The organism is Mycobacterium sp. WMMD1722 (assembly GCF_049315205.1).
GTDB lineage: Bacteria > Actinomycetota > Actinomycetes > Mycobacteriales > Mycobacteriaceae > Mycobacterium.
Genome location: NZ_CP186056.1, coordinates 3,253,635 through 3,276,564 on the forward strand (window position 1 = coordinate 3,253,635; position 22,930 = coordinate 3,276,564).

Genomic DNA, 22,930 nt, shown 5'->3' on the forward strand with positions numbered 1-22,930 from the left:
CCGGGCGAGGCAGAGCGCAGTACGAGGGTTCGCGGGCTCTACCGGGTCATATCGATGGGCTGGCGATGGGTGTCCGCAGATGCGGAAGTACCAGCGGGGTTCCGGTGACGGGATCGCTGATGATGGTGGCTTCGACCCCGAAGACGTCGTGAACCAGCTCGGCGGTGATGATGTCTTCGGGCGCCCCCTGGGCGACGAGGCGGCCGTCTCGCATGGCAACGAGGTGGTGGGCGTAGCGCGCAGCCATGTTGAGGTCATGCAGGACAAGGACGATCGTGCGTCGGTACTGCTCGTTGATCGCGGTCAGCAGCCCTAGAACATCGAGTTGGTGCGCTAGGTCAAGGTGGGTGGTCGGTTCGTCGAGCAGCATGACATCGGGGTTCTGCGCCAGCGCGAGCGCAACCCAGACACGTTGACGTTGTCCGCCGGAGAGTTCGTCGATAGGGCAATCGGCGAGGTCGGCCACACCGGTGGATTTCATTGCGCGAGTGACGGCTTCGCTATCCGCTGCGCTCCATTGGCGGAACCAGCGTTGGTGGGGGTGTCGTCCCCTTCCGATCAGATCCGCCACGGTGATGCCGTCCGGGGCTGTGGGTTGCTGAGGCAGCAGACCGACTTTGGTGGCAAGCTGCCTGCTGCCGATGGCGGCCACATCGTGGCCGTCGAGGTGGACCACACCCTGCTGCGGAGAGAGCAGGCGCGCGAGACCGCGCAAGAGCGTTGACTTCCCGCAGCCATTGGGACCAATGATCGCGGTGACCTTGCCTGCGGGAAGCTCGGTGGTTGCGTCGTCGACGATGGTACGGCCGGCGTAGCCGAGGCTCAGCTGGTGGGTGGTCATGGTCACGGGGGATGCGGTGTTCATCCGGCACTTCCGATCCGGTTGGCACGGGCGAGGAGGTAGAGCAGGACGGGGGCGCCGAGGATGGCAGTCAGGATTCCGACCGGCATCGCGGTGGGGGCGAACAGGAGTCTCGCCGTCAGGTCAGCGCCGATCACCAGAAGCGCCCCGATCGCCGCGGCGGGCGCCAGTCCGCTGCGCCGATCGGCGCGGAGTCGCCGGGCGATCTGGGGTGCGACGAGTGCCACGAAGCCGATCGGGCCGGCGGCGACGGTGGCCATCGCGGCCAGGACGACGGCGGTCAGGACCAATCCGACGCGGTGGTGTTGACGGCTGCCCAGGGACATGGCGAGGTCGTCGCCGAGCTCCAGCAGCTGAAGCTGCCGGGCCAGCACGACGAGGACCGGGACGGCGAGGAGAAGAATGCCGCCGATGATGACGACGTGCATGGTGTTGCGGTTGGCCAGGCTGCCGGTCAGCCAGGCGGCAGCGCTCATGGCCTGGTGGATGTCGGCGCGCGTGAGCAGATAGGAAATCGCCGAGGTCAGCATTGCGGCCACGCCGATGCCGACCAGCACCAGCCGGAACCCGTGCAGGCCCCGCCGGTACGCGACGAGCAGGATGGCGGCGGCGGTGCCCAGCGCGCCGACGAGGGCACCGAAAATCAGCGTTGCCCCGCTGCCGCCGAGGACAGTGAGGACGAACAGCGCGCCGACCGCGGCACCGGAGTTGATGCCGATCACGTCAGGGCTGACGAGGGGGTTGGCGGCGATGCGCTGCAGGATCGCCCCGGAGAGGGCGAACGCGGCGCCGACACCGAGTCCGGTTACCGCCCGGGGCAGCCGGTCGTTCAGGACGACGTCGCGTTCGATCAGGCTGCCACCGCCTCCCAAGACGTTCAGCACATCCCCGGCGCCGATCGGGAACTCACCGAGCGTCAGCGAGACGGCGGCCACGGCCAGCGCTGCCGCCCAGCCTGCGACAGAGATGAGAGCGCCGGCACGGGTGATCCGGAATGCAAGGCGACCGTCGCTCACGGCGACGACGTGTGTGCCGGATGAGTACGGTGCGTTGCTCATAAACCGGACACCTTGCGGTTGCGGACCAGGTACAAGAAGAACGGGGCGCCGGCGATACCGGTGATGATGCCGACTTGAAGTGTCTGCGGCGACAGCAGGATTCGGCCGAGGATGTCGGCCGCGAGCAGCAGCGTCGGGGCCAGGACGACGGTCCACGCCATGATCCAGCGGTAGTCCGGCCCGGTGATCAGGCGAGCGATGTGCGGCACGACCAGTCCGATGAAGCCGATGGGACCGGCGATCGCGGTAGCGCTGCCCGCCAGAAGAACGACGGCCAGCGCAGCCGCCACCCGAGCGGACCACAACCGGGCGCCCAGGCTCTGTGCCATGTCATCACCCAGCGCCATCACGTTCAGAGTGCGACTGGTCAAGATTGCGGCGACGACACCGATGGCGATGAACGGCGCGGCCGCCGCCAGTGAGGTGTGGTCGGCGCGGGTCAGTGAGCCCACCACCCAGAACCGGAAGTCCTCGAGGGTGGTGGCATCGAGAAGGGTGATGGCAGAGGTGATAGCGCCGGCGAAAGCGGTGAACGCGGCCCCGGCCAAGGCCAGTTTGACCGGAGTTGCGCCACCCAGACCGAGGGAGCCGAGGACGTAGACGAAGACTGCGGCGATCGCCGCCCCGACGAAGGCGAACCACACATATCCGCTTGCAGCAGTCACACCGAAGACAGTCATGGCCAAGACGACGGCCAATCCGGCGCCGGAGTTGATGCCGAGGATTCCGGGGCCAGCCAACGGGTTGCGAGTGATGCCTTGCATGACGACCCCGGCGGTGCCGAGACCGACGCCGGCCAGTAGCCCGGCGACGGTGCGCGGGATTCGGATATGGACGATGATGCGGTCGAGATCGGACTCGGTGGGCCCGGAAACCGCTGCAATCACCTCGCTGACGCTGATCGAGTAGTTGCCGATCAGAACCGATGCCAGCACGACTGCGGCGAGAACGGCGGTCGCCATGGCAAGCCCGAGGAGGCGCAGCCAGGTGACGCGCACCAGACCGCGGCGGTTGCGCGCCGCCTGCTGACCAGTCGCATCGGCGCGGGAGATCAACGGAACCAGTGACATTGGAGAGGTCGAGTACGTCGGCGGCTAGCTCACTTGACGCGATCGGGGTGCAGGATCGAACCCATCGTCTCGACCGCATGCGCTGCCCGGACACCGGCGGCACGATCGGAGAACAGGTATGGGTGAACTCGGCCGTTTCTGACCGCCGACACTCCTGCCAGGGCGGGGTTGGCGGCCAGCGTGGCAGCCTCCTCGGCGCCATTGTCTGCGGTGTAGGAGATATCGCAGCAGACGCTGGTCAGGATGACGTCGGGGTCGCGGCGAATGATCTCCTCGACGTCGACATCGACGTGACGGCGCGCCGTGAGATCGGCGAACGCGTTCACCCCGCCGGCATGCTCGATGATCTGCGTGCCGAAGTCGATACCGCTCGCCACGCGGTAGCCGCCGTCCTCGTCGATCAGCAGGATTGCCACCGACGGGCGTGGCGCACCCTCGACGGACTGCTCGACGGCGGCGATGCGCTCCTGCTGGTCGGCGATGACCTCGTCGGCTTTGTCTTTGACATCGAAGATCGTCCCGAGATCGCGCAGGTCTTGATAGATCGTGTCGACCCGCACACTCGCAGGGTCGATTGCCTCGTCGGACAGGCCGTCCTGGCTCGGGCACAGCGGGCTCAGGATCCAGGATTGAATCCCGAGTTCGGAAAGGCTGGCTCGGGTGCCGACACTGGTGTCGCCGCTGCCTTCGGAGAAGAAGTTGTTGTAGCCGGACAGGACGAAATCGGGCTCGGCGGCGAGCAGCCCGTCGCGGGTCGGCAACTGCGCCACGTACGGAACCTGTTGCTGCGCCTCGGCGTACTCGGGCAGTACTCGAGAATCGAGGTAGGCGGTGCCGACCAACCGGTCACTGATACCGAGGGCGTGCGCGATCTCGGTCGCCGGCTGATAGGCGGCGTAGACGCGTTCCGGCGGACCGTCGACGCTGACGTCGATGCCGCAGTTCTCGACGGTCACCGTCTGAGCGCTCGGGGCGGCGTCCTCGGTGCGACTGGTCGAGCAGGCTGCCAGGACCGCCACAGCGGTAGACAGCGCGATCAGCGTTCTCGGGTGTGATGGCAGGGCACGGATCACCGTCAGGCCAACCTCTCCAGGTCCTCGTGGATGGTGTCGCTACATCGCTGACGCTGTGTAGCGGTAGCCGTGGCCGGTCTCCTGGCTGACGGGTGTGGCGCGAGCGTTCCAGCCTTCCCAAGACCCGAGGGCCTCAGTGGCTCTGCCACGCCTGGCGGGCAGAACGGAACGTCGCATTCCCGATCACAGTGGCGAGGGCCGCGCCGGTACCGCACCGGCTTCCCGTTCACCACGGCTGGCGATGACGGTATCAGCTGCCCGAGCCAGCGGTGTCGCGCCAAACCCGCGGGAACTCTGCTCAGGTTCGGCGCGACTGATTGGGCATAGCCGCCCGCCGAAGGAACGCACATGAACAGATCGAGACACTTGGGCTCGCTGGAACGCTCGGTGATGAATCACCTCTGGGCAGTGGATGAGCCGCAGACGGTCCGCGCGGTGCACGACGCTCTGTGCATGCAGCGCGTGCTGGCCTACACAACGGTGATGACGGTGCTTCGGCGTCTGGCAGCCAAGGATCTCGTGGTGCAGATCCGCGACGACCGGGCACACCGGTATCTCGCGGCCGGCAGCCGGGATGAACTCGTGGCAGCTTTGATGATCGACGCGCTGGACCAGATCGACGACGAGAGCGACAGGCATGCCGCACTGGTGCACTTCGTCGCACAGGTCAGTATCGAGGAGATGCGGGCGCTGCGCCATGCGCTCACGCTCGCCGAACGACGACCCGCGTAGATGCCGGACGTCGCGTCGACTCCGCACAGGTGATGCGGGAAGATACCGGTATGGACTGCGGCGTCGCACGTGAAGCGCTCTCGGCGCGCATGGACGGCGAGCGCGAGCCGGTGCCGTCGGCTCGTGTCGACGAACACCTGGCCGGCTGCAGACTCTGCACGGAGTGGTACCGGGTCGCTCGCCAGCAGTCACTCATGCTGGAAGCGATGGCCGCGCCCGGCCTGGGAGCTGCGAACGACGAGAGCGAGCCCCCACGGCGGCGCCCGGCGGGCTACGCGGGCTTGCGCTACGCGCTCGGCGCCATCGGAGTCATCCAACTGGGCTTGGCGCTGGTGCAGGCTCTCGGCGTCGACTTCGGGCTCGTCTCCTCGAACCATGGGATCGCAGGTGGTGCGCACCTTCTCAACGAATCGACAGCCTGGTCGGCGGCCCTGGGCGCGACGCTGATCGCCGCCGCGGTGCGACCCGTATTCGCGCCCGGCGCCGTGAGCGCGGCCGGGGTGTATGCCCTGGTATTGGCCTACTACGTCGCGATGGATTCGATGAACGGCCACGTCACGGCCGCGAGGGTCGCCAGCCACCTCCCGGTCCTACTCGGTGCGGCACTGGCCTTCCTGCTGTGGCGCCGCACGAGCCCGGGACGTCGCCGCGGCGACGCACCCACGGCGTCGCCGCCGCTCCCCGCGTCACCGCACTCCGACCCGCTCAGCTAGCGACGCCGTCGCAAGCTCGGCGCGCCGGACAACTCCGCGGCCTGACGGTCAGAGCATCACGGCGAACATGATCGACATGCCGGCCGCCATTGCCGCCTGGCACAGCGTGCCGAAGTGCTCCAGCGTCATCGCCGACGTACCGCGCCGCGTCACGAAGTAGCGATAGACCCAGAACACCGCGGCAACGGCGAAGCCGACCGTCCAGAACCAGTTCACCGCCCCGATGTAGGCCGGCTCGACCGCGGCCTGCGGAGCAGACATGTCCATCGCCGGCATCTCCGAACCGCCACCGTGTCCGGCATGGCCCGCGTGGCCGGCGTGCCCACCCCCGCCGCCGTCGTGCGTGTGTCCCGCCGAATGCCCGGGCAGAATCGATCCGTTCATCGCCGCATACATCCAGGCCATCGCGAACATCATCACCGCGTGATAGGCATTGACCAGTCGACCGGCCGTCGTCGTCGCGACCAGCGCAGTCACGGCCACGAACCACACGGTGGCAGCGAGGAACACGACCATCGGGCCGGTCGTCGGCAGGCTGGCGCCCCGCGGCCACGCCATCACCGCCATCGCCACGGCCATGAGCAGGTGCCAGCTGTGACCGATCGCGGCGGCGCGGTGGTGCCGCACGATGGCGAGGCTGACCCCGCATTCGACGGCGCTGACGACGAATAGCAGCGTCACCACCCAGCGCAAGGTGAGGTCTGCGATCACGTGCGCACGGTACGGGTCGAAGCGTGGGTCACGGTTCTAATGGTCGTGGCCGCCCCGGGGGAAGTTCCCGCTACGACGAGCGGTCGTAGACTTGCGGGGTGGTCGGTCGCCGACCAGCAGTCAGTGGGAGGCCGGTATGAGCACTACGGCAACGTGGCGTGCGTGGACCGTGCCGCTGTTCGCGGCCGCAGCCGCGCTCTCCGGCGCGGTCGTCGTGGCGTATGCGCTCACGGCCGGACCCGCTCGATTCGATGCCGCCGGTCTGCCGTTCCCGGGGGCGGTGACGAACCTCGCCGAGTACGTCGGCTACTTCGCCGCGACGCTTGCCTCGGCGCTGACGCTCGGCCTGTTGGTCTACATCGTGACGACGACGGTGCCCGACGACGACAAACGTATCGATGCACCCGCCTACCGGATACACCTGTGGGTCGAGCGGACGGCGATCGCGTCATTTGCGATGGCGATGACGATGGTGGTGGTCGATGCCGCCAACGTGGCAGGTGCATCGGCAGTCGACGTGGTGACCGAGGGTGCGCTCGGTGACGCACTCGGCGCGTCGGAGTCGGCGCGCGGCTGGTGCGCGGCGGCCGTCGCGGCCGGCGCGGTGGCGATCGGCGTGCGATTCACGTTGCGCTGGTTGGGGCATGCCCTGCTGCTGATTCCTGCAGCCATCGGGGTGATCGCGGTTCCGGTGACGGGCAACTCCGGCGAGGGTCCCGACCATGACTTGGCCACCAGCGCCGTCGTCGTGTTCGCCATCGCAGTCGCTGTCCTGGCCGGCCTCAAGGTGGCTGCGGCGGCGAACCCGCCGCTGTCGGCGCCGTTGCAGCGCAGGGTCCAAACCGTGTGCGTGGCGGCAGGGTCGGCGGCGGTTCTCTACGGCGCCGCCCTGACCTCGCTGATGGTGACCGGGACGTCGGTGTGGTCCACCGGCTACGGTCGCATCGCCGTGACTGTCAGCACGATCCTGGCGGTGCTCGTGGTTTCCGACGCCGCCCTGTTGCTGACGGGACGTCGCGTCCCCACAGCGGTGTTCGCGGCGGGTGCGGTCGCGATGATCGGCGTCTTCGGCGCACTGGCCGCGATGGCCGTCCAGCCTGCCCCGCGCTTCCTCGCCGAACAGGTCACCGCCTGGGACGTGTTCCTCGGCTACGAATTACCCGGGCCGGTCAGCGTTCTGAACCTCGTGACCTACTGGCGTTTCGATCCCCTGTTCGGGGCGGCCGCCGCGGTGTTACTCCTCGTCTACGTTCTCGGAGTGGTCCGCCTGCGGCGCCGCGGGGACCACTGGCCGGTGGGCCGCACCATTGCCTGGGCCATCGGGACAGTCGCGCTGCTGATCGTCACGAGTTCCGGCGTGCGCGCCTACGGTTCGGCGATGTTCAGCGTGCACATGGGCGAGCACATGGCGCTCAACATGTTCATCCCGGTGCTGCTGGTGCTCGGCGCACCGGTGACGCTGGCGCTGCGGGTGCTGCCGGCTGCGCACGGTGACCAACCGCCCGGGCCGCGCGAGTGGATCCAGTGGTTCGTGCATTCACCGGCGACGCGGTTCCTGTCCCACCCGGTGGTCGCGTTCACGCTGTTCGTCGGCTCGCTGTATCTGGTGTATTTCACGCCGCTGTTCGACACGTTCGTCCGCTACCACTGGGGCCACGAGCTGATGACCCTGCACTTCCTGCTCGTCGGCTACCTGTACTACTGGGGCATCATCGGAGTGGACCCCGGCCCGAAGCGGCTCCCCTTCCTGGGCAGGCTGGGCCTGCTGTTCGCCGTGATGCCGTTCCACGCGTTCTTCGGTATCGCCACGATGACGATGACCGACCTCCTCGGCGGCACCTTCTACCGGCAGGCGGGTCTTCCGTGGATGGCCAACCTGACCGACGACCAGCACCTCGGGGGCGCGATCGCCTGGGGGGCAAGCGAATTACCGGTGATCATTGTCGTCGTGGCCCTGGTGGCGCAGTGGGCACGCCAGGATCGTCGCGCCGGCGTGCGCCACGACAGGCATGCCGACAGCGGATACGACGACGATCTCGACGCCTACAACGCGATGCTCGCAGAGCTGGCCCGCACCCGAAAGTAAGACCGCTCCTACGGCATTAGTCGGCTCGGCGCCGCGGAAAGTTCCCGGCATCGGTCTCAGTTGCGCAGCCCAGTGACGTTGTGCGACGGTGTTTTTCGAACCTGGTCCGCCACCGACCGAAGGCTGCGATGTCGATCACCGAAACCGAGCACAGTGTCCGATCCGAACCGGGTGCCCGCAATTCTCTGCGTTCGTTCGTCTTGCGCCTGCACTTCTACGCCGGTGTGTTCGTCGGTCCGTTCCTGCTGATCGCCGCCGTCAGCGGCGGCCTCTACGCCGTCGCACCCACCGTCGAGCAGTGGGTGTACCGCAACTACCTGCAGGTGTCGAGTTCCGGTCCCGCCCTGCCGGTGGCCGATCAGGTGCGCGCCGCCGAGCAGGTTCGGCCGGATCTGACCGTCGCCGCGGTCCGTCCCGCCGTCGAGCCCGGCGAGTCGACGCGGGTGATGTTCACCGATCCGTCGCTGGGCCCGTCGCTGCGGCAGGCGGTGTTCGTCGACCCGGCCTCCGCGGAGTCGCTGGGCGAACTGGCCGTCTACGGCAACAGCGGGGCGCTGCCGCTGCGCACCTGGATCGACCAACTGCACCGCAGCCTGCATCTCGGAGATCCCGGCCGCGTGTACAGCGAGCTCGCGGCGTCGTGGCTGGGGATCATCGCGCTCGGGGGGCTGTACCTGTGGGTCAGCCGCTACCGCAGGATGCGGGCCCAGGGCTCCCCGAAGGCGCGGGTACTCACCACTGACCGCACTGCCCAGGGTCGTCAACGGACGCTCAATTGGCATGGCGTCGTGGGCATTTGGATCGCAGCGGGCCTGCTGTTCCTGTCCGCCACCGGCCTCACCTGGTCGATGTACGCCGGCGCCAACATCACCGAGTTGCGCAGCGCCCTGTCGTGGACCACACCGACGGTGTCCAAGACGCTGCCCGGCGCCGTCGAAGACAGTGACGCCGCTGGTTCCGGGCACGACGGGCACGACCACGGCGCAGCCCCCGCTGCCGACCCTGCGACAGCGTCGGCGCCCCGGGTGGACGACGTCGACCGCGTGCTGGCTGCCGCGCGCGCACACGGCATCGACGGGAAGGTGGAAGTGTCGATCCCGTCGGACGCCACCACCGCGTTCACCGTCGCGCAGACACGTCAGCCGTGGGTGATGTCCACCAGCACCGTCGCCGTCGACGGTGCCACCGGAGCGATCACCGACGTCACGTGGTTCGCTGACTGGCCCCTGGCAGCCAAGCTCGCCGCGTGGGGCATCCAGCTGCACATGGGCCTGTTGTTCGGCCTCGCCAATCAGCTGGTCCTGGTCGCGCTTGCGGTGGCTCTGGTCACGGTCATCGTCCGCGGTTATCTGATGTGGTGGCGACGCCGGCCGACTCGGGACGGCGCACTGGTAGGCCGCGCGCCCCGGCGGGGGGCGCTGTCGACACTGCCGCCGGGCGCCGCGGTGGCGGTCGTGGCCGCCGCCGTGGCGATCGGTTGGTTCGTACCGCTACTGGGGATCAGCTTGGCCGCGTTCGTCGTCGTCGATGTGATCATCTGGATCCTCCAGAGTCGCCAGCGCAACAGCTCAGCCTTGACAGATACCCCTAGGGCGTATCCTGGAGGGGCTGGTCAGACGACAAGGAGTGATACACATGGCGCAGAAGTTCTCGATTGACGGCCTGCACTGCCAGGGCTGCGTGGACACCGTCACCGGCGTTCTCGAAAGCCTGCCCGACGTGTCCGCGGTACGCGTCGCCCTCGACACCAAGTCCGCCTCGACTGTGGAGGTCGACACCACGTCGACGCTGACGTCCGCCCAGGTGCAGTCCGCGTTGGACGCCAAGGGGAATTTCTCGGTGCTGTCCAACAGCTGACAAGTGGCACACATCTACTCACGGCCCCCGGTTCACCGACCGGGGGCCGTCGCTATCTCTGGTCGCTTCGAGGAACTCCACGACGACGGCCACCGACCAATAGAGTGATGCACCATCGACAAGCCTCACTGGACGAGACGCTACGAGCGATCGAGCGCCGCGTGTTCGGCGACATGTGGATTGGTAAGACCCGACGCTTCGCCGGGACGGTGTGCGCCGCTGCGCTCATTGCCGTTTCAGTGGCAGGTGTCGTCGGCGCCGCGCACGAAGGCCACCGCGTGGCATTGGCGGCCTATGTCATGGGGATGGTCGCGTCACTGAGTTCGCTTGCCGGGCTAGGTATCCGGCGTTTCGGCTGGATCTGCGCTGCGACGTACGCGTGCGCACTTGCCACTGTCACCAGCCTTGGCGCGTTTTGGTGGTATCGCACGGGTGACGCCGGTGTGCCGTGGCCGGCGACATTTTCATGGCCGATTGCGGGATTGCTCAGCGCCGGCTGGATCAGCGTGGTCGTCACGCCGGTCGAGCGGTCACAGCCCGACATGCGCACGCACCGCCTCAGCGGCGACCGAACTTCTTGATCCGCAAACTGTTCGACACCACCAGGAATGACGAGAGGGCCATCGCCGCACCAGCGATCAGGGGGTTGAGCAGGCCGGCCATCGCCACCGGGATGGCGGCGATGTTGTAGCCGAACGCCCACACCATGTTCAGCCGGATGGTGCGGATCGTCTCGCGAGCCAACCCCAGCGCCAGGGGCACCGCGCTGAGATCGTCGCGGACCAGGATGATGTCGGCGGCGCCGATCGCGACGTCGGTACCGCGGCCGATCGCCAACCCCAGATCCGCCTGGGCGAGTGCCGGCCCGTCGTTGATCCCGTCGCCGACCATCGCGACGACGCGATCTTGTGCACGCAGGGCGTCGATGACCTCAACCTTGCCTTCCGGCAACACATCGGCCACGACCTCAGTGATCCCGACCTGCGCGGCGATCACCTCCGCGGTCCTGGCGTTGTCGCCGGTGACCAGCACGGTGCGAAGACCGGCCGCGTGCAATGCCGATATGGCTGCGGCCGCTGACTCCTTGACGGCGTCGGCGATGACAAGCGCGCCGCAGACGACGTCATCAGCCGACACGAAGACCACTGTCTCGCCGCGGGACTCCCCCTGCTTGCGGGCAGCTGCCAGGTCGGCCGGCACCACGCGGCCTTTCGCGACCCATGCAGGGCGACCCACTGCGACGTCGACACCGTCGACCGTGCCGGTGACACCGTTGCCGGTGTGAGCCCGAAAATCGCTGACGGGTGAACACTTTCGGTCCCCGAGGGACGCGAGAACAGCCCGTGCGACGACATGCTCAGACCCGGACTCGACCGCAGCGGCCAGCGTGAGGATCTCGTCGCCGTCCGTCCCCGAGGTCGCGACGACGTCGGTGACGGTTGCCTGACCGGTGGTGAGAGTCCCCGTCTTGTCGAAGATCACGGTGTCGACATCGCGGATCGCCTCCAGCGCCTGATGGCCCTTGAGGAAGATCCCCAGCTGGGCCCCGCGTCCCGACGCGACCATCATCGCCGTGGGTGTGGCCAGACCGAGCGCGCACGGGCAGGCGATCACCACGACCGCCAGGGCGGCAGCCACACCGCGGTGCACGTCACCGGTCACCGCGATCCAACCGACAGCGGTCAATACGGCCAACGCCAGCACCACGGGCACGAAGACCGCCGAGATCCGGTCGGCCAACCGCTGCGCGTTGGCCTTCTGGGTCTGCGCCTCCTCGACCAGGCGCACCATGCCTGCGAAATGGGTGTCGGCACCGACGGCGGCGGCTTCCACGATCAGCCGACCGTCGAGCACCACAGTGCCGCCGATGACGCTGCCGCCGGCGGCAACGTCGGCGGGACGGGACTCACCCGTCATCGCGCTCATGTCGACCGCCGCCGAGCCGTCGACCACCAGCCCATCCGCGGCGATCGTCTGGCCAGGGCGCACGACAAAGCGCTGCCCTTCCTTCAATTCGGTCGCCGGGATCTCCATCTCCGTGTCATCGGCGAGCAAGACTGACACCGACTTCGCGCCCAACGCGGCCAACGCGCGCAGCGCACTGCCTGCCTTCGATTTCGCACGCGCCTCGAAGTAGCGTCCCGCGAGGATGAAGACCGTCACCCCCGCGGCGACTTCGAGGTAGATCGAGTCGCTGCCCAACAGCGCGCCGAGAACGCCCTCCGTCTGCGCCGGCTCCGCTCCCCCGAAGAACACCGTGTAGAGCGACCACACCGTCGCGGCGGTGACGCCGATCGAGATGAGCGTCTCCATCGTCGCGACCCCGTGGCGACCGTTCCGCACCGCGGCGGCGTGGAACGGCCAGGCCGCCCACGTCACGATCGGCACCGCCAAGGCCGTCAAAACCCACTGCCACCCGGTGAAACGGGTGTCGGGCACCACGGCGAACATCACCGAAAGATCGGCCAGGGGAACGAACAGGATCGCAGCGACAGCCAGGCGCACCAACAGGCTGCGCGCGTAGCGGGCATCGGGATCATCGTCGGATTCGCCGGGGTCCTCGCGGAGCTGCGCGGGGTAGCCCGCATCCGTCACGAGTCGGCACAGTTCGTCGAGGGTCACTCCCGCCGGCGCGTCGACGGTGGCGACCCGGGTCGCGAAGTTCACCGATGCGCGCACCCCGTCGACCTTGTTGAGCGTCGTCTCGACCCGGGCCGCGCACGAACCGCACGACATACCGTCGACGTCGAGCTGATAGCGGCTGGCTTCGCTGCCTGGGGCGACCGAGGTGGTCGCGGCCGTGTCCACTGTCATTCTTCACCACTTCCGGTGGGATCATCCACCAGAGATTGAGTCGGCCAGGGACGCGGATGAGTTCCCGGGTCGGCAAGATTTTGGCCATCGATTACAGTTCTGCGCGTGACATCCGGCGACGAGGACCACGTTACCTGCCTGGCACTGGCTGCCGGTCGCGGTGACGACGCCGCCCTCGACGCCTTCATCAAAGCCACCCAACGCGACGTCTGGCGCTCCGTTGCCTATCTCGGCGACCCCGGGACCGCCGATGACCTCACCCAGGAGACGTACCTGCGGGCCATCGCGGCACTGCCCCGGTTCAGCGGCCGCTCCTCTGCACGTACCTGGCTGCTGTCGATCGCGCGACGTGTCGTCGTCGACCAGATCCGCCGCAACCAGGCCCGCCCCCGCACTCAGCACAATGTCGACGTCGACGCACTGCTGGAGAACCGCCGCTCCGGAACCAGGTTCGAACACCTGGTGGAGATCCGAATACTGCTCGACGGCCTCGACGACGACCGCAGACACGCGCTGCTGCTGACCCAGGTCCTCGGCCTGTCCTACGCCGAGGCGGCCGAGGTGTGCGCCTGCCCGGTGGGCACCATCCGGTCCCGCGTCGCGCGCGCCCGGGAGGATCTGATGGCCGCGGTGCAGCAGGTCGGACGCACCGGCTGATCTCGCGGGAACTTTTCGCCGCCGTGTCCGACTAATGCATCGGAGGCGCCGCACAGCCCGCGGCGCGGTACGAGAGGGCGATATGGCGGCTCCGGTGATGTCCAAACGACGCGGCGACTCGGCAGTGTTGCGAAGGATGTGGCGACTGCACTTCTGGGTCGCGCTGTTCACCGCACCCGTGCTGATGGTGCTTTCGCTGTCGGGCCTGGTCATCCTCTACACAGGCCCGATCGACTCGTTGTTGAACCGCGACCTCGTCCACGTGAGCGAGGGACCGCAGACCGTTCCCCTGGACCAGCAGATCAGCACGGCCGAACAGCAGGTCGGCCCCGACTACACATTCGACGCCGTGACACCGCCCGCGTCCGCGGACCGCTCCACCCGCGTCGACTTCCTGGCGCCAGACGCAAAGTCCTACCCGCACGGCGAGAGCAACCTCACCCAAGTCTTCATCGACCCTTACACGGGGCAGTACCTGGGCCAGCGGGAGGCGCTGTCAGGCCTGATCGGCTTCGCCAACAACGTCCACCGGATGTTCGGCAACGACGGACCGCAGGTCAACCTGCCGTCGCTCGGCCATCTCATCGACCCCGAGGCCTACCCGGATGCCACCATCCCGGTGGGCATCGGCAACCTGTGGATGGAGCTGACCGCGTGCTGGATCCTGGTGCTGCTGGCCAGTGGTATCTACCTGTGGTGGCCGCGGGCCATCGAAAGCGCCAAGCCGCTGTTCAAGGTCCGCTGGGGTAGGGGCGGCCGCATCCGGTGGCGTGACGTGCACGCGCTGACCGGTGTCGTGATCGCGGTGATCCTGGTGTGCTACATCCTCTCCGGGCTCACCTGGTCGCGATACTGGGGCGAGAACTGGCGCGCCTTCAGCGCCACGGTCACCCCGTCGAGCGAAGTGGAAGCCGCCTCCACCCCGGCCCAACTCGGCGACTACGACCGCCTCGGCCGCCGGATCGCGTGGGCGGCCACCGACGAGGCCATCCCCGCATCGGCACCCCCCGGCGGGCAGCCCGCGACGCTCCCGTTCGAGGACATCGACCGAATCGCCAAGAACGAGAACATGGTTCCCGGCTACGCGATCATTCCGCCGTCGGACTCCACCGAAGGTGACGAGACCGTTTACGGTAGCTACGCCGTTGTCAACGCGTGGCCGCAGAAACTGTCCGAGCAGCGCACCCTGTATCTCGACCAGTTCACCGGCCAGACCATCGCCAACGCCACGGCAGAGCAGAGCGGCGCGCTGGGCAATGCGACGAGCTTCGGGATCGCGATGCACATGGGCAATCAATGGGGTGTGCTGACCAGGATCTCGGCGACGGTGGCATGCCTGGGCATCTGGATCATGATCGGTACCGGGCTGCTGATGTGGTGGAAGAGCCGGCCGCAGGGCAAGTCCGGGATACCGAGCCGTGCACGCGCATCGACCAAAGCCGAGACACCCAAGCGGGCCAGACTCGTCATCACGATCATCGCGGTGGTTGCCGGCGTGATCTACCCGGTGTTCGGCGTCTCGCTGCTGCTCGTGATCGCCGTCGAGGCGCTTTTGGACGCCAGGCGCCAGAGTCGCGACGCCGAAGCAGCCGAGGAACCGGAGGCCGAGCCGCTTGCCGAGGGCGATGAGCTGCCCGAAGGGGTGCTCCAGGACGTGGGGACCGACGGACAAAGCTAGCTGCGGCGGCAAGCCCGCCGGAACTCACCCTTCCTCCGCTCCGACCCAGACCATGGTCGTGCGCCACGACAAGCACCACCAGGCTCATGTGCTACCTCAAGCATCAGACCCGCCGCGGCGGGCACCTGGCCGACTGGTCGCAGGTCGTCAATTGGAGTGAGGTTCCGACCGATACGCCGCGGCCGCCGGCTGAACCGAAAGCTATTCGGCATCAGAGGGTTTGCGGACGCCGTGAGCGTGACTGACACGCCGATCCGCAGCCCACGAAGCAACCAGAGCTTGGGTGTCTTCGGCTGACACTGGTCCCCACCAGTCTCCGTCGGGATAAACCGCGACAACGGGCGCGTGGTTGCACGGAAAGAGACACCCCGTCTGCGCCACCAGAACCTGATCGTTGTCGATACCGCATCGCTTCAGTTCGTCGGACAGCGCCTGCGCTGTCGCCGCGGAACCTCTGGCGGTGCAACGCGGTCCACGGCAGATGAGGACGTGACGGCCGAACGCTGGCACCTGATCCCAAGCAGGTGATGAGAGACCAGATTCCTGACCAGTGACGCGACCTGACCCCACCTCGATGCCGAGGCTGTCAGGATGGCGACGCAACCAGTCACCGGCGACTCGACGCAGCCACGATCGAGCAGGAGCGGGTGCCCCTCCGACGGGCAGAGCAAGCAGACGAACCGACGAGCCGGGAGCGGTGGCTGCGACGTCGTCGAGAACCTCGGTCAACGTCGGCGAACCGAGTTGGAGGTACGCCAGACGCGCCCCAACGTGCTCGGCGAGTTCAACGAGGTCACGGTGTCGCGCCGGCGCATCGGCACCCATCCCGACCAACACACGAAAGTGCGCCGTAGCTGCCTGATCGGGTTGCGAATCGTTCACGTCACTTCACGAGGTCGGGATGGATAAGGGAAGCCACCAATTCGATCTCGTGTGCGGTGCGCACCCCTGCACTGCGGTCGGCAAACAGGAACGGGTGGACGGCGTTGTTCTGGACCGCGCGTAGGCCTGCGAACGCCGGGTTGTCGACTATCGTCTCGACGTCCGGCGCGGCATCTTCGACGGTGAACGTCGGGCCGTATCCCGAGGCGGTCAGGATGACATCCGGGTCGCGACGGAGAATCGTTTCAGCATCGACGTAGGCGTTCCTGGTATCGGTGATATCAGCGAACGCGTTGACTCCGCCGGCATGTTCAACAATTTGAGTTCCGAAGTCCAGTGCTCCCGATACCTGGTACGTGCCGTCGCCCTGAGGTTGAACGAAGGCCACCGATGGCCGGCCGGCGCCGCCAACCGCTTCTTCGACGGCGGCGATGCGGGCCTGCATATCGGCGGTGATCTGCTGTGCCCTGTCCTGGACGCCGAACAACTCGCCGAGATTGCGCAAGTCGTCGTAGATGGCATCGACGCGGACGTTGGCCGGATCAACGGCTTGATCGTTGCGGCCGTCCTCGCTAGGACAGAACGGTGTCAGCACGTAGGACTGGATGCCCAACTCGCTCAGGCTCTGTCGACTTCCCACGCTGTTCGGAGTGTCGTCGGCGAAAACCGTTCCATAGCCGCCGAAGACGAAATCAGGTTCGGTGGCCAACAACGCTTCTCTTGTCGGGAGGTTTTCGCTGTACGGCACCCCTTCCTGCCCGCCGGCATACTCCGGCAGCATCTGGCCGTCGAAGAACGCCGAACCCACCAGCCGATCAGACAGCCCGAGTGCGTGTGCCATCTCGGCCGCCGGTTGATAGGCCGCGTAGACCCGCTGCGGTGGGCCGTCCACACTGACCTCGCGGCCGCAGTTCGACACCGTAATCGGCTCGGCTGCCGACGATTCAGGCTTCGTGTGAGCGGAGCAGCCGGCTGTCAGCACCACTGCGAGAGTTACACCCCCCGCGCAGGAGACCAACCGATTCGACAACGAGGTGCGCACGACTCACACACCCTTTCTCGGGGAGATCCGCCCCGGTCGCGAAAGGCACAAGCGATGCTGAGTATCTGACTCACGAGACGAGAAAACCGTCCCGCTCACAGTGGCGGTACCGCGCCGGAATCTCACCGGCTTCCTCTGGACAACGCTGGAAGACGAGACGACATTAACAGAGCAGGTCCAGCCGCGACTCCGCGCATGCAGAGTGCGTCCCGCCCCACGGAGGCGGGCTCGCTCACGTCTGCCGATCAGGAAATGCGCACGTGTGAAATAGGGCCACTGCGCCGGCAAATGCCAGACGTCAGGCGACCTGAGCGACCGCGAACACGCGGCGGAACGGGAAGAAGGTCCGCCCGTCGGACCGGGGTGGGTAGGCCTGGGCGAGCAGCGGAATCAGTTCGGCGCGAAACCGGTGCCATTGCTCGTCGGTCAACCGGCTGCGCACCGGTCGCAGCGCGGTGCCGGTGATCCAGTCGAGGACCGGATGCGCACCGGACAATTCGTGGATGTAGGTGGTCTCCCAGGCGTCCACCCGGCATCCGGCAGCGGTGAGCAGATCGGCGTAGCCCGCGGCATCGTCGACGACGTTGTCCGCGCGAAACGGTATGTCGTGCAACGATTGTGACCACGGTGGCTGGTCGGCCAGCCGGCGCACCGCGGTGTGTGACGGAGCGTCGAAGTTGCCGGGCACCTGGAAGGCCAGCCAGGAGCCCGGCCGCAAGGCGCGCACCCAACGGCTGAGCAGTACGCGGTGTTCAGGTACCCAGTGCAGCGTGGCGTTGCTCACCACGACGTCGGTGTCCGGCCGCGGGGTCCACTCCCGCACGTCCGCCACCGCGGCATCCACACCGCGTTCGCGGGCGGCCGCCACCATCTCCGGTGAGCTGTCCCAGGCCTCGACGGTCGCCGACGGCCACCGCTGCGACAGTGTGAGCGTGAGATTGCCGGGCCCGCAACCCAGATCGGCGACGCGGCGCGGATCGGTGGCACCGATGCGGGCGAGCAGATCGTAGAAAGGTCGCCCCCGGTGATCGGCGAACGCGAGATACGTCTCCGGGCTCCACATGGGTCCAGTCTCGCACTGGCCCGCCCCCGGTCATATTCGATTGAGCGGACCCACCGCCTCGGCGAGCTCGCCGGTCGGTCTGCGATCGACCGGCCAGGTCAACCGGTGCACCAGATCGGTCGACGTCGGCCGGCCCGCGAGCCGGGTGACCGAGGTCGGCGCCAACGCCTCGAGCGCGCGGCGATGATCGCCATGCGCCGGGACCAGACCCGCGATGGGTGCCCGCGCATCAGGGCGCTGCGGGCCGACCAGCGCGCAGCCCGCGGTGACCACCGAATGCGTTGCGGTGCCGGTGATGTCGATAGCCGTCCAGATTTCGTCCGCCTCGTGCGCGGTCACCGCGGCGAGCGTCTCGGGCAGCCGATCGTCGACCGTCAGCCGATAGGCCGCGATGTAGCCCGACTCGGTGCGCAGACCTCGCCACGTCTCGACGCCGGCGGCTACCGGGGTGTCGGCAACCAGGTCGGCCCCCTCGACCGGAGCCACGCGCCAACCGACCTCGCGCAGGTGGTCGGCAAGGCGACGCGCCACCACGTCGGCGGTCTGGCGCAGCGGCAGCTCCGGAGACCGCGCCTGTAGCGCAGCCAGGTTCTCCGGGGCGCCCACGGTCACCGCGATCCAGGTGCTGCGCTCGGCCGGGCGATCGCGGCTGACGATCCGGATCTTGTCCGCCTTCACGCCATACCGGTCCACGTATCCGGCGATCAGGGGCAGCGGCAGGCCGTCTGCGGACGAGGGCTCGACGCGCAACACCGACGCGACATACGTACCGGGCTCGGCCGGACGGCGCGAATGCTCACCGCCGCGGCGGTTGCGGCGCCAGATCGCCACCCGGCGACGCACCATCTCGGTGACGAAAAGACCTCGCCACCAGGCGAACAACACCACCACCACGGCGACGGCCACGCCGAGCAGCCAGCGGTCGGCGGCGGTACGCCACGGGTAGGCCAGCGCAGCCGGTATGGCGAACAGCAGCGCCAACGTGATCCTGGCCGTCATCGGACCCTGTCCTTTCGTCGTCGACCGATCAGCGCGGCCGACACCGCCGCACAGATGAGTACGCCGGTACCGATGAGCGCGATCGTTCTGGGGGTGTGGTCGGCCGGGGGCGCGACAGGTGGCGCGGCAACGGGTGCGGCCGGCGCCGGCCCGGTCGGCGATTCGGCGGGCAGCTGCCAGGTCAGCGCCGCGACCGGGTCGACGCTCCCGGCCCCCACGACACTGGAGGGTGACCTCGCCCCGCCGTGGGCGGTCGCGGTCAGGCGTCGGACCACCTGGTCGGCGCTCAGCTGCGGGTATCTGCTGCGCACCAGGGCGGCGACCCCGGAGACGTAGGCCGCCGCATAGCTGGTGCCGCTGACCGGGAAGAGTGTGCCCTTGTCGTCGGGCAGCCCGTTGGCCGGTCCGCCGTCCGGCCCGTTGCTCAGCGACGTGATGTCCTCACCGGGCGCGGCGATACCCACCCACGGTCCGGCCATGGTGAACGCCGACGGCTGCCCCGTGGCCGTCAGCGAGCCGACCGACAGGACATAGGGCTGCCACCATGACGGGACGGATACGGTCGTGACGCCGGCCCAGTTGCGCGGGTCGGCCGGGTGCCCGGCGTCGGCGGGCGGATTCGATGCGCACACCGTGCCGCTCGTCAGCCCGCCCGAGGTGTTGCCCGCGGCGGCGATCACCACGGCGTCCTTCTCGCGGGTGGCGTAGCGCAGCGCGGCCCCGAGTTCGCTCTGGTCCAGCGTCTGGCCGGCGGGCAGGCAGGTCACCCCGGAGACGTTGATCACCCGGGCGCCCGAATCGGCAGCCCGCACGATGGCGCGAGCCAGGCTGGCGGTGTCGATCGCGGCGCGCTGCAGCGCCGCATCCTCGGCTGCGCGGGCCGGTGCATAGCGCGGTGAGGTCTGCCGGATCGACAGGATGCGCGCAGCGGGCGCGACCCCGGAGAAGCCGTCGGGGCCCGGCCGCCCGGCGATCACACCGGCCACCAGCGTGCCGTGGCCGTCGCAGTCGGTCAGTCCGTCGGTGGATGCCAGGAAGTCACCGCCCGGCTGGACGTCGGGCAGCCGCGGGCCGGGCTGCACGCCGGTGTCTATGACCGCGACCAGCTGGCCCTCTCCCCTGCTGTACCGCCAGGCGCCGGACAGGTTGAGCGCCAACGCGTTCGGGCTGACGGCAGCCGGGTCGGTCCCCGGGATCATCGCGCTGGTGACGCAGGCGCCGCGCTGTTCCATCGGCTCGACCGGGCCCGCCGCGCCCGACGGCGCAGGTGCTGTCGGGTCGACCTGCGGCGGTGCGACGGCCGTGGCGGACGGGCAGCCGAGCAGCGCGACGGTGACCGTCACGCCCAGCACGGCGAACCAGCGGGTCACCTGTCGAGCACCAGGCTGAACAGGCCCACCAGGTAGGCCAGCACCGGGATCAGGGACGCATCGACCGCGGACGCCAGGAAGCCGACCAGCCGGCGGGCGGGCAGCGAGTACGTCTCGGGCCGGGCGATCGACGGGTTGAGCGCGACGACGATCCACACGGCGGTCAGCAGCACCAGCGCCAGCAACGCCCACCAGGCAGCGGCGAAGCGGTCGGTGGCGGCGAAGAACACGGCCAGCCCGACGGTCAGTACGAACGGATGCGCCAGCAGCCACGCCTTGCACCCCGCCGAATCCCACACCCGGGCCCGCAGGGTCGCCCCGGCCGCGGCGGCGACCACCACGTACCAGGCCCACGGCGAACCGCTCTGGGCGCCGATCAGCAGCAGTGATCCGGTGACGGCCAGCAGCATTCCGGCAGCGAGGAATCCGGTCTGGTGCGATTGGCTGACCCGTACCCGCCGCGGCAGGTCTTCGAGCACACGGAGCGGCTGCGCCGAGGGCGTCGGATCGCCGGGCGCCGGGATCGCCGGCAGGGGGAAGCGCGCCCACATCGCCGACAGTTGCGCCGACTGCACGGTGACGAGCAATCCGATCACGATCAGCACCGCGCCCAGGACGGTGCCCGACACCGTCCACACCGACGCGGCAGCTGCGGCCAGCAGAATTCCGAAACCGGTTGCGGCGGTGGCGGTGAACACGGCGATGCCGCGCTCACCGATGGTCAAGCTGATCACCGACCAGGCAGTCACCCCGGCCGCGGCGAGTAGCACCTGCGCGGCACCGAACTCACCGGGTACCGCGAAAGCGAATGCCGCGGCCACCGGCGCCAGGGCGGCGACGCCCAGCGCCGTCGCGAGCCGCGGCGACGTGGCCAGGCACAGCAGAGAGCCGAGCACGGCCCCGACCGCGACGGCGCTGACGGCGAACAACCCGATCAGCTCGCCGGTGACGATGCGGTGCGTGACGCCCAGTGCGGTGCCGGCGAAGATCAGCGTCAGCGCGGCCAGGGCGGCGGCCCGCTGGACATCGATCGCCCCCCAACGGGTCTCCCGCGCAGCGGAGAAGATGACCGCGGCATCGGCGATGTCCTCGACGATGCGGGGTGCGGGCGGCCCGGCCGGTAGCGGTTGCAGCGCCAGCAGGTCGCCGTCCACCACGCCGACGGTGTCGAGTGTGGCGTCGAGGCTGAACGGGGCGCCGCCGATCGGGGCCAGACTGAGCCTGGCCGGCCGGTGTGCCGGATCGTCGGCGTCCTCGCCGGGTCCGGCCAATCGCGCGACGGCGGGCAAAATCTCGCGCAGCGGCAGATCCGCGGGCAGCGCCATCTCGGTCAGCCGGCCGCCCTCTTCGCCGGCGGCCAGGACGGCCACCCGCACGATCGGCATCACAGTGTTGTCGGACATTGTCGCGTTCTCGGTTCTCTCGTGTGGTGATCGTCGAAGTCTCGGGTCAGGTGCAGGTCCGGGAACCAGGACCCGCCGGGCAGCGAGCCGGTGAGCCGATCGGCCGCCGCGGCGATCGCAAACGGTGTGCCGGGCGAGAAGGTCGAGATCCATTCGCCGTCGAACGCCCGGGACGGACTCACCAGGATCCGTCCTTCGCGGGTGTCGACGACGCTGAGCCCGACCGTGGTGCTCACCCGGTGCCCGTCGCGGTGCTCACCGGCCACCACCTCCACATACGTGCGGTCCGGCGCGAACGCCGCCTCCACCACCGGGCGCGCCGAGGGCGGCAGGCCGAGGAAGTCGAGCACCTCGGCCAGTGGCGTGCCGGTGCGGATCCGGTCGTCCGCGCGCGCGCCGAGAGCCGCCGGCAGGGTGAATTCGGACATGCGCGCCGGCGGACGGTGTGACAGCCCGGCGGTGAGCACCGGCACCAGGGCATGTGGGTGGTCGATCGCCATGGCTGTCACCGTGATCAGCGCCCCGTTGCGCAGCGCCACCACGGTGCGGCCGCCACGCCGGGCCACCACCCCGCGCAGCAGGTCGCCGGCACCGGCGACGAAGCGCAGATCGAGCCACTGCTCAGCGCGGCAGATCACCCGGATCCAGTCCGCCACCGGCGCCACCACCGCACCGTCGCGGAGCACCCCGAGGGTGGACAGCTGCGCGGTCGCTGCGGCGGCGAACCGCGACCGGTCCGCCTCCTGGCTGTAGGGTTGTGTGACTGCCAGCACCCAGGGAAACGAGCCCGCGCCGATGGCGTCGGCGACGAACCAGGCCTGGTCGGCGGTCAGCTCGACGGCGTTGAAAACCACTGCGCC

At 68.6% G+C, this 22,930-nt stretch carries 20 protein-coding genes and 2 riboswitches; of the genes, 8 read left to right on the forward strand and 12 right to left on the reverse strand.

Annotated elements, in window-relative coordinates; all coding sequences use genetic code 11:
- Positions 1–46: 46 nt before the first annotated feature.
- From ACN27E_RS15640 to ACN27E_RS15655, 4 genes are read right to left on the reverse strand one after another with little or no spacing between them, the layout of a single operon-like run.
- Positions 47–841 carry an ABC transporter ATP-binding protein gene (locus ACN27E_RS15640; protein ID WP_422749899.1) on the reverse strand — a complete coding sequence of 265 codons (795 nt, stop codon included), beginning with the start codon at positions 839–841 and terminating at the stop codon, positions 47–49.
- A gap of 20 nt (positions 842–861) precedes the next feature.
- The gene (locus ACN27E_RS15645; RefSeq protein ID WP_422742806.1) at positions 862–1,920 is read right to left on the reverse strand and encodes a FecCD family ABC transporter permease; all 1,059 of its coding nucleotides are present in this window, start codon (positions 1,918–1,920) and stop codon (positions 862–864) included.
- On the reverse strand, positions 1,917–2,990 hold the full coding sequence (locus tag ACN27E_RS15650) for a FecCD family ABC transporter permease (RefSeq protein ID WP_422742808.1): 1,074 nt from the start codon (positions 2,988–2,990) through the stop codon (positions 1,917–1,919). The genes ACN27E_RS15645 and ACN27E_RS15650 overlap by 4 nt, the downstream gene beginning before the upstream one ends.
- Positions 2,991–3,019: 29 nt before the next feature.
- A complete protein-coding gene (locus ACN27E_RS15655; RefSeq protein WP_422742809.1) occupies positions 3,020–4,009 on the reverse strand; it encodes an ABC transporter substrate-binding protein in 990 nt (329 codons plus the stop codon).
- Between the two features lie 108 nt (positions 4,010–4,117).
- Positions 4,118–4,312: riboswitch (cobalamin riboswitch) on the reverse strand.
- 99 nt (positions 4,313–4,411) lie between these two features.
- On the opposite strand from ACN27E_RS15655, the gene ACN27E_RS15660 reads away from it, so the two are divergent.
- Together ACN27E_RS15660 and ACN27E_RS15665 are read left to right on the forward strand one after the other, a co-directional pair.
- On the forward strand, positions 4,412–4,795 hold the full coding sequence (locus ACN27E_RS15660) for a BlaI/MecI/CopY family transcriptional regulator (protein ID WP_422742811.1): 384 nt from the start codon (positions 4,412–4,414) through the stop codon (positions 4,793–4,795).
- A gap of 32 nt (positions 4,796–4,827) precedes the next feature.
- Positions 4,828–5,508: a zf-HC2 domain-containing protein gene (locus tag ACN27E_RS15665; protein ID WP_422749901.1), complete on the forward strand. Its 681-nt coding sequence runs from the start codon at positions 4,828–4,830 to the stop codon at positions 5,506–5,508.
- A 48-nt stretch (positions 5,509–5,556) separates the two neighbouring features.
- On the opposite strand, the gene ACN27E_RS15670 is transcribed toward ACN27E_RS15665, so the two are convergent.
- Entirely contained in the window at positions 5,557–6,219 is a 663-nt protein-coding gene (locus tag ACN27E_RS15670; RefSeq protein WP_422742812.1) for a DUF5134 domain-containing protein, read from the reverse strand.
- A gap of 136 nt (positions 6,220–6,355) precedes the next feature.
- Here ACN27E_RS15670 and ACN27E_RS15675 point away from each other — a divergent pair, with 136 nt between their 5' ends.
- From ACN27E_RS15675 to ACN27E_RS15690, 4 genes are all read left to right on the forward strand, one after another.
- Positions 6,356–8,305 (forward strand): cytochrome c oxidase assembly protein, encoded by a 1,950-nt coding sequence (locus ACN27E_RS15675; RefSeq protein WP_422742814.1) that lies wholly within the window; start codon positions 6,356–6,358, stop codon positions 8,303–8,305.
- 128 nt (positions 8,306–8,433) lie between these two features.
- Positions 8,434–9,963, forward strand: a complete 1,530-nt coding sequence (locus ACN27E_RS15680; RefSeq protein WP_422742816.1) for a PepSY-associated TM helix domain-containing protein — start codon at positions 8,434–8,436, stop codon at positions 9,961–9,963.
- Entirely contained in the window at positions 9,941–10,162 is a 222-nt protein-coding gene (locus ACN27E_RS15685; protein ID WP_422742818.1) for a heavy-metal-associated domain-containing protein, read from the forward strand. Before ACN27E_RS15680 ends, ACN27E_RS15685 begins: the two co-directional genes overlap by 23 nt.
- Positions 10,163–10,269: 107 nt before the next feature.
- The gene (locus ACN27E_RS15690; protein WP_422742819.1) at positions 10,270–10,743 is read left to right on the forward strand and encodes a hypothetical protein; all 474 of its coding nucleotides are present in this window, start codon (positions 10,270–10,272) and stop codon (positions 10,741–10,743) included.
- Here the strand turns inward: ACN27E_RS15690 and ACN27E_RS15695 are convergent.
- On the reverse strand, positions 10,721–12,976 hold the full coding sequence (locus tag ACN27E_RS15695; protein WP_422742821.1) for a heavy metal translocating P-type ATPase: 2,256 nt from the start codon (positions 12,974–12,976) through the stop codon (positions 10,721–10,723). The genes ACN27E_RS15690 and ACN27E_RS15695 overlap by 23 nt on opposite strands.
- A gap of 105 nt (positions 12,977–13,081) precedes the next feature.
- Here ACN27E_RS15695 and sigC point away from each other — a divergent pair, with 105 nt between their 5' ends.
- Entirely contained in the window at positions 13,082–13,633 is a 552-nt protein-coding gene (gene sigC, locus ACN27E_RS15700; RefSeq protein ID WP_422742822.1) for an RNA polymerase sigma factor SigC, read from the forward strand.
- Between the two features lie 136 nt (positions 13,634–13,769).
- Positions 13,770–15,311, forward strand: coding sequence for a PepSY-associated TM helix domain-containing protein (locus ACN27E_RS15705; protein WP_422742824.1), 1,542 nt, complete (start codon positions 13,770–13,772; stop codon positions 15,309–15,311).
- An 883-nt stretch (positions 15,312–16,194) separates the two neighbouring features.
- On the opposite strand, the gene ACN27E_RS15710 is transcribed toward ACN27E_RS15705, so the two are convergent.
- The 6 genes from ACN27E_RS15710 to ACN27E_RS15735 all read right to left on the reverse strand — a co-directional run bounded on the left by ACN27E_RS15710 (position 16,195) and on the right by ACN27E_RS15735 (position 22,924).
- Positions 16,195–17,178, reverse strand: coding sequence for an ABC transporter substrate-binding protein (locus ACN27E_RS15710; protein WP_422742825.1), 984 nt, complete (start codon positions 17,176–17,178; stop codon positions 16,195–16,197).
- Between the two features lie 95 nt (positions 17,179–17,273).
- Positions 17,274–17,416: riboswitch (cobalamin riboswitch) on the reverse strand.
- Positions 17,417–17,533: 117 nt separating this feature from the next.
- The gene (locus ACN27E_RS15715) at positions 17,534–18,298 is read right to left on the reverse strand and encodes a trans-aconitate 2-methyltransferase (RefSeq protein ID WP_422742827.1); all 765 of its coding nucleotides are present in this window, start codon (positions 18,296–18,298) and stop codon (positions 17,534–17,536) included.
- A 30-nt stretch (positions 18,299–18,328) separates the two neighbouring features.
- Positions 18,329–19,297, reverse strand: coding sequence for a type VII secretion protein EccE (gene eccE, locus ACN27E_RS15720; RefSeq protein ID WP_422742829.1), 969 nt, complete (start codon positions 19,295–19,297; stop codon positions 18,329–18,331).
- Positions 19,294–20,667, reverse strand: coding sequence for a type VII secretion-associated serine protease mycosin (gene mycP, locus ACN27E_RS15725; RefSeq protein WP_422742830.1), 1,374 nt, complete (start codon positions 20,665–20,667; stop codon positions 19,294–19,296). Before mycP ends, eccE begins: the two co-directional genes overlap by 4 nt.
- The gene (gene eccD / locus ACN27E_RS15730) at positions 20,664–22,070 is read right to left on the reverse strand and encodes a type VII secretion integral membrane protein EccD (protein WP_422742831.1); all 1,407 of its coding nucleotides are present in this window, start codon (positions 22,068–22,070) and stop codon (positions 20,664–20,666) included. Before eccD ends, mycP begins: the two co-directional genes overlap by 4 nt.
- Positions 22,052–22,924 (reverse strand): ESX secretion-associated protein EspG, encoded by an 873-nt coding sequence (locus ACN27E_RS15735; protein ID WP_422742832.1) that lies wholly within the window; start codon positions 22,922–22,924, stop codon positions 22,052–22,054. The genes eccD and ACN27E_RS15735 overlap by 19 nt, the downstream gene beginning before the upstream one ends.
- Positions 22,925–22,930 lie beyond the last annotated feature (6 nt).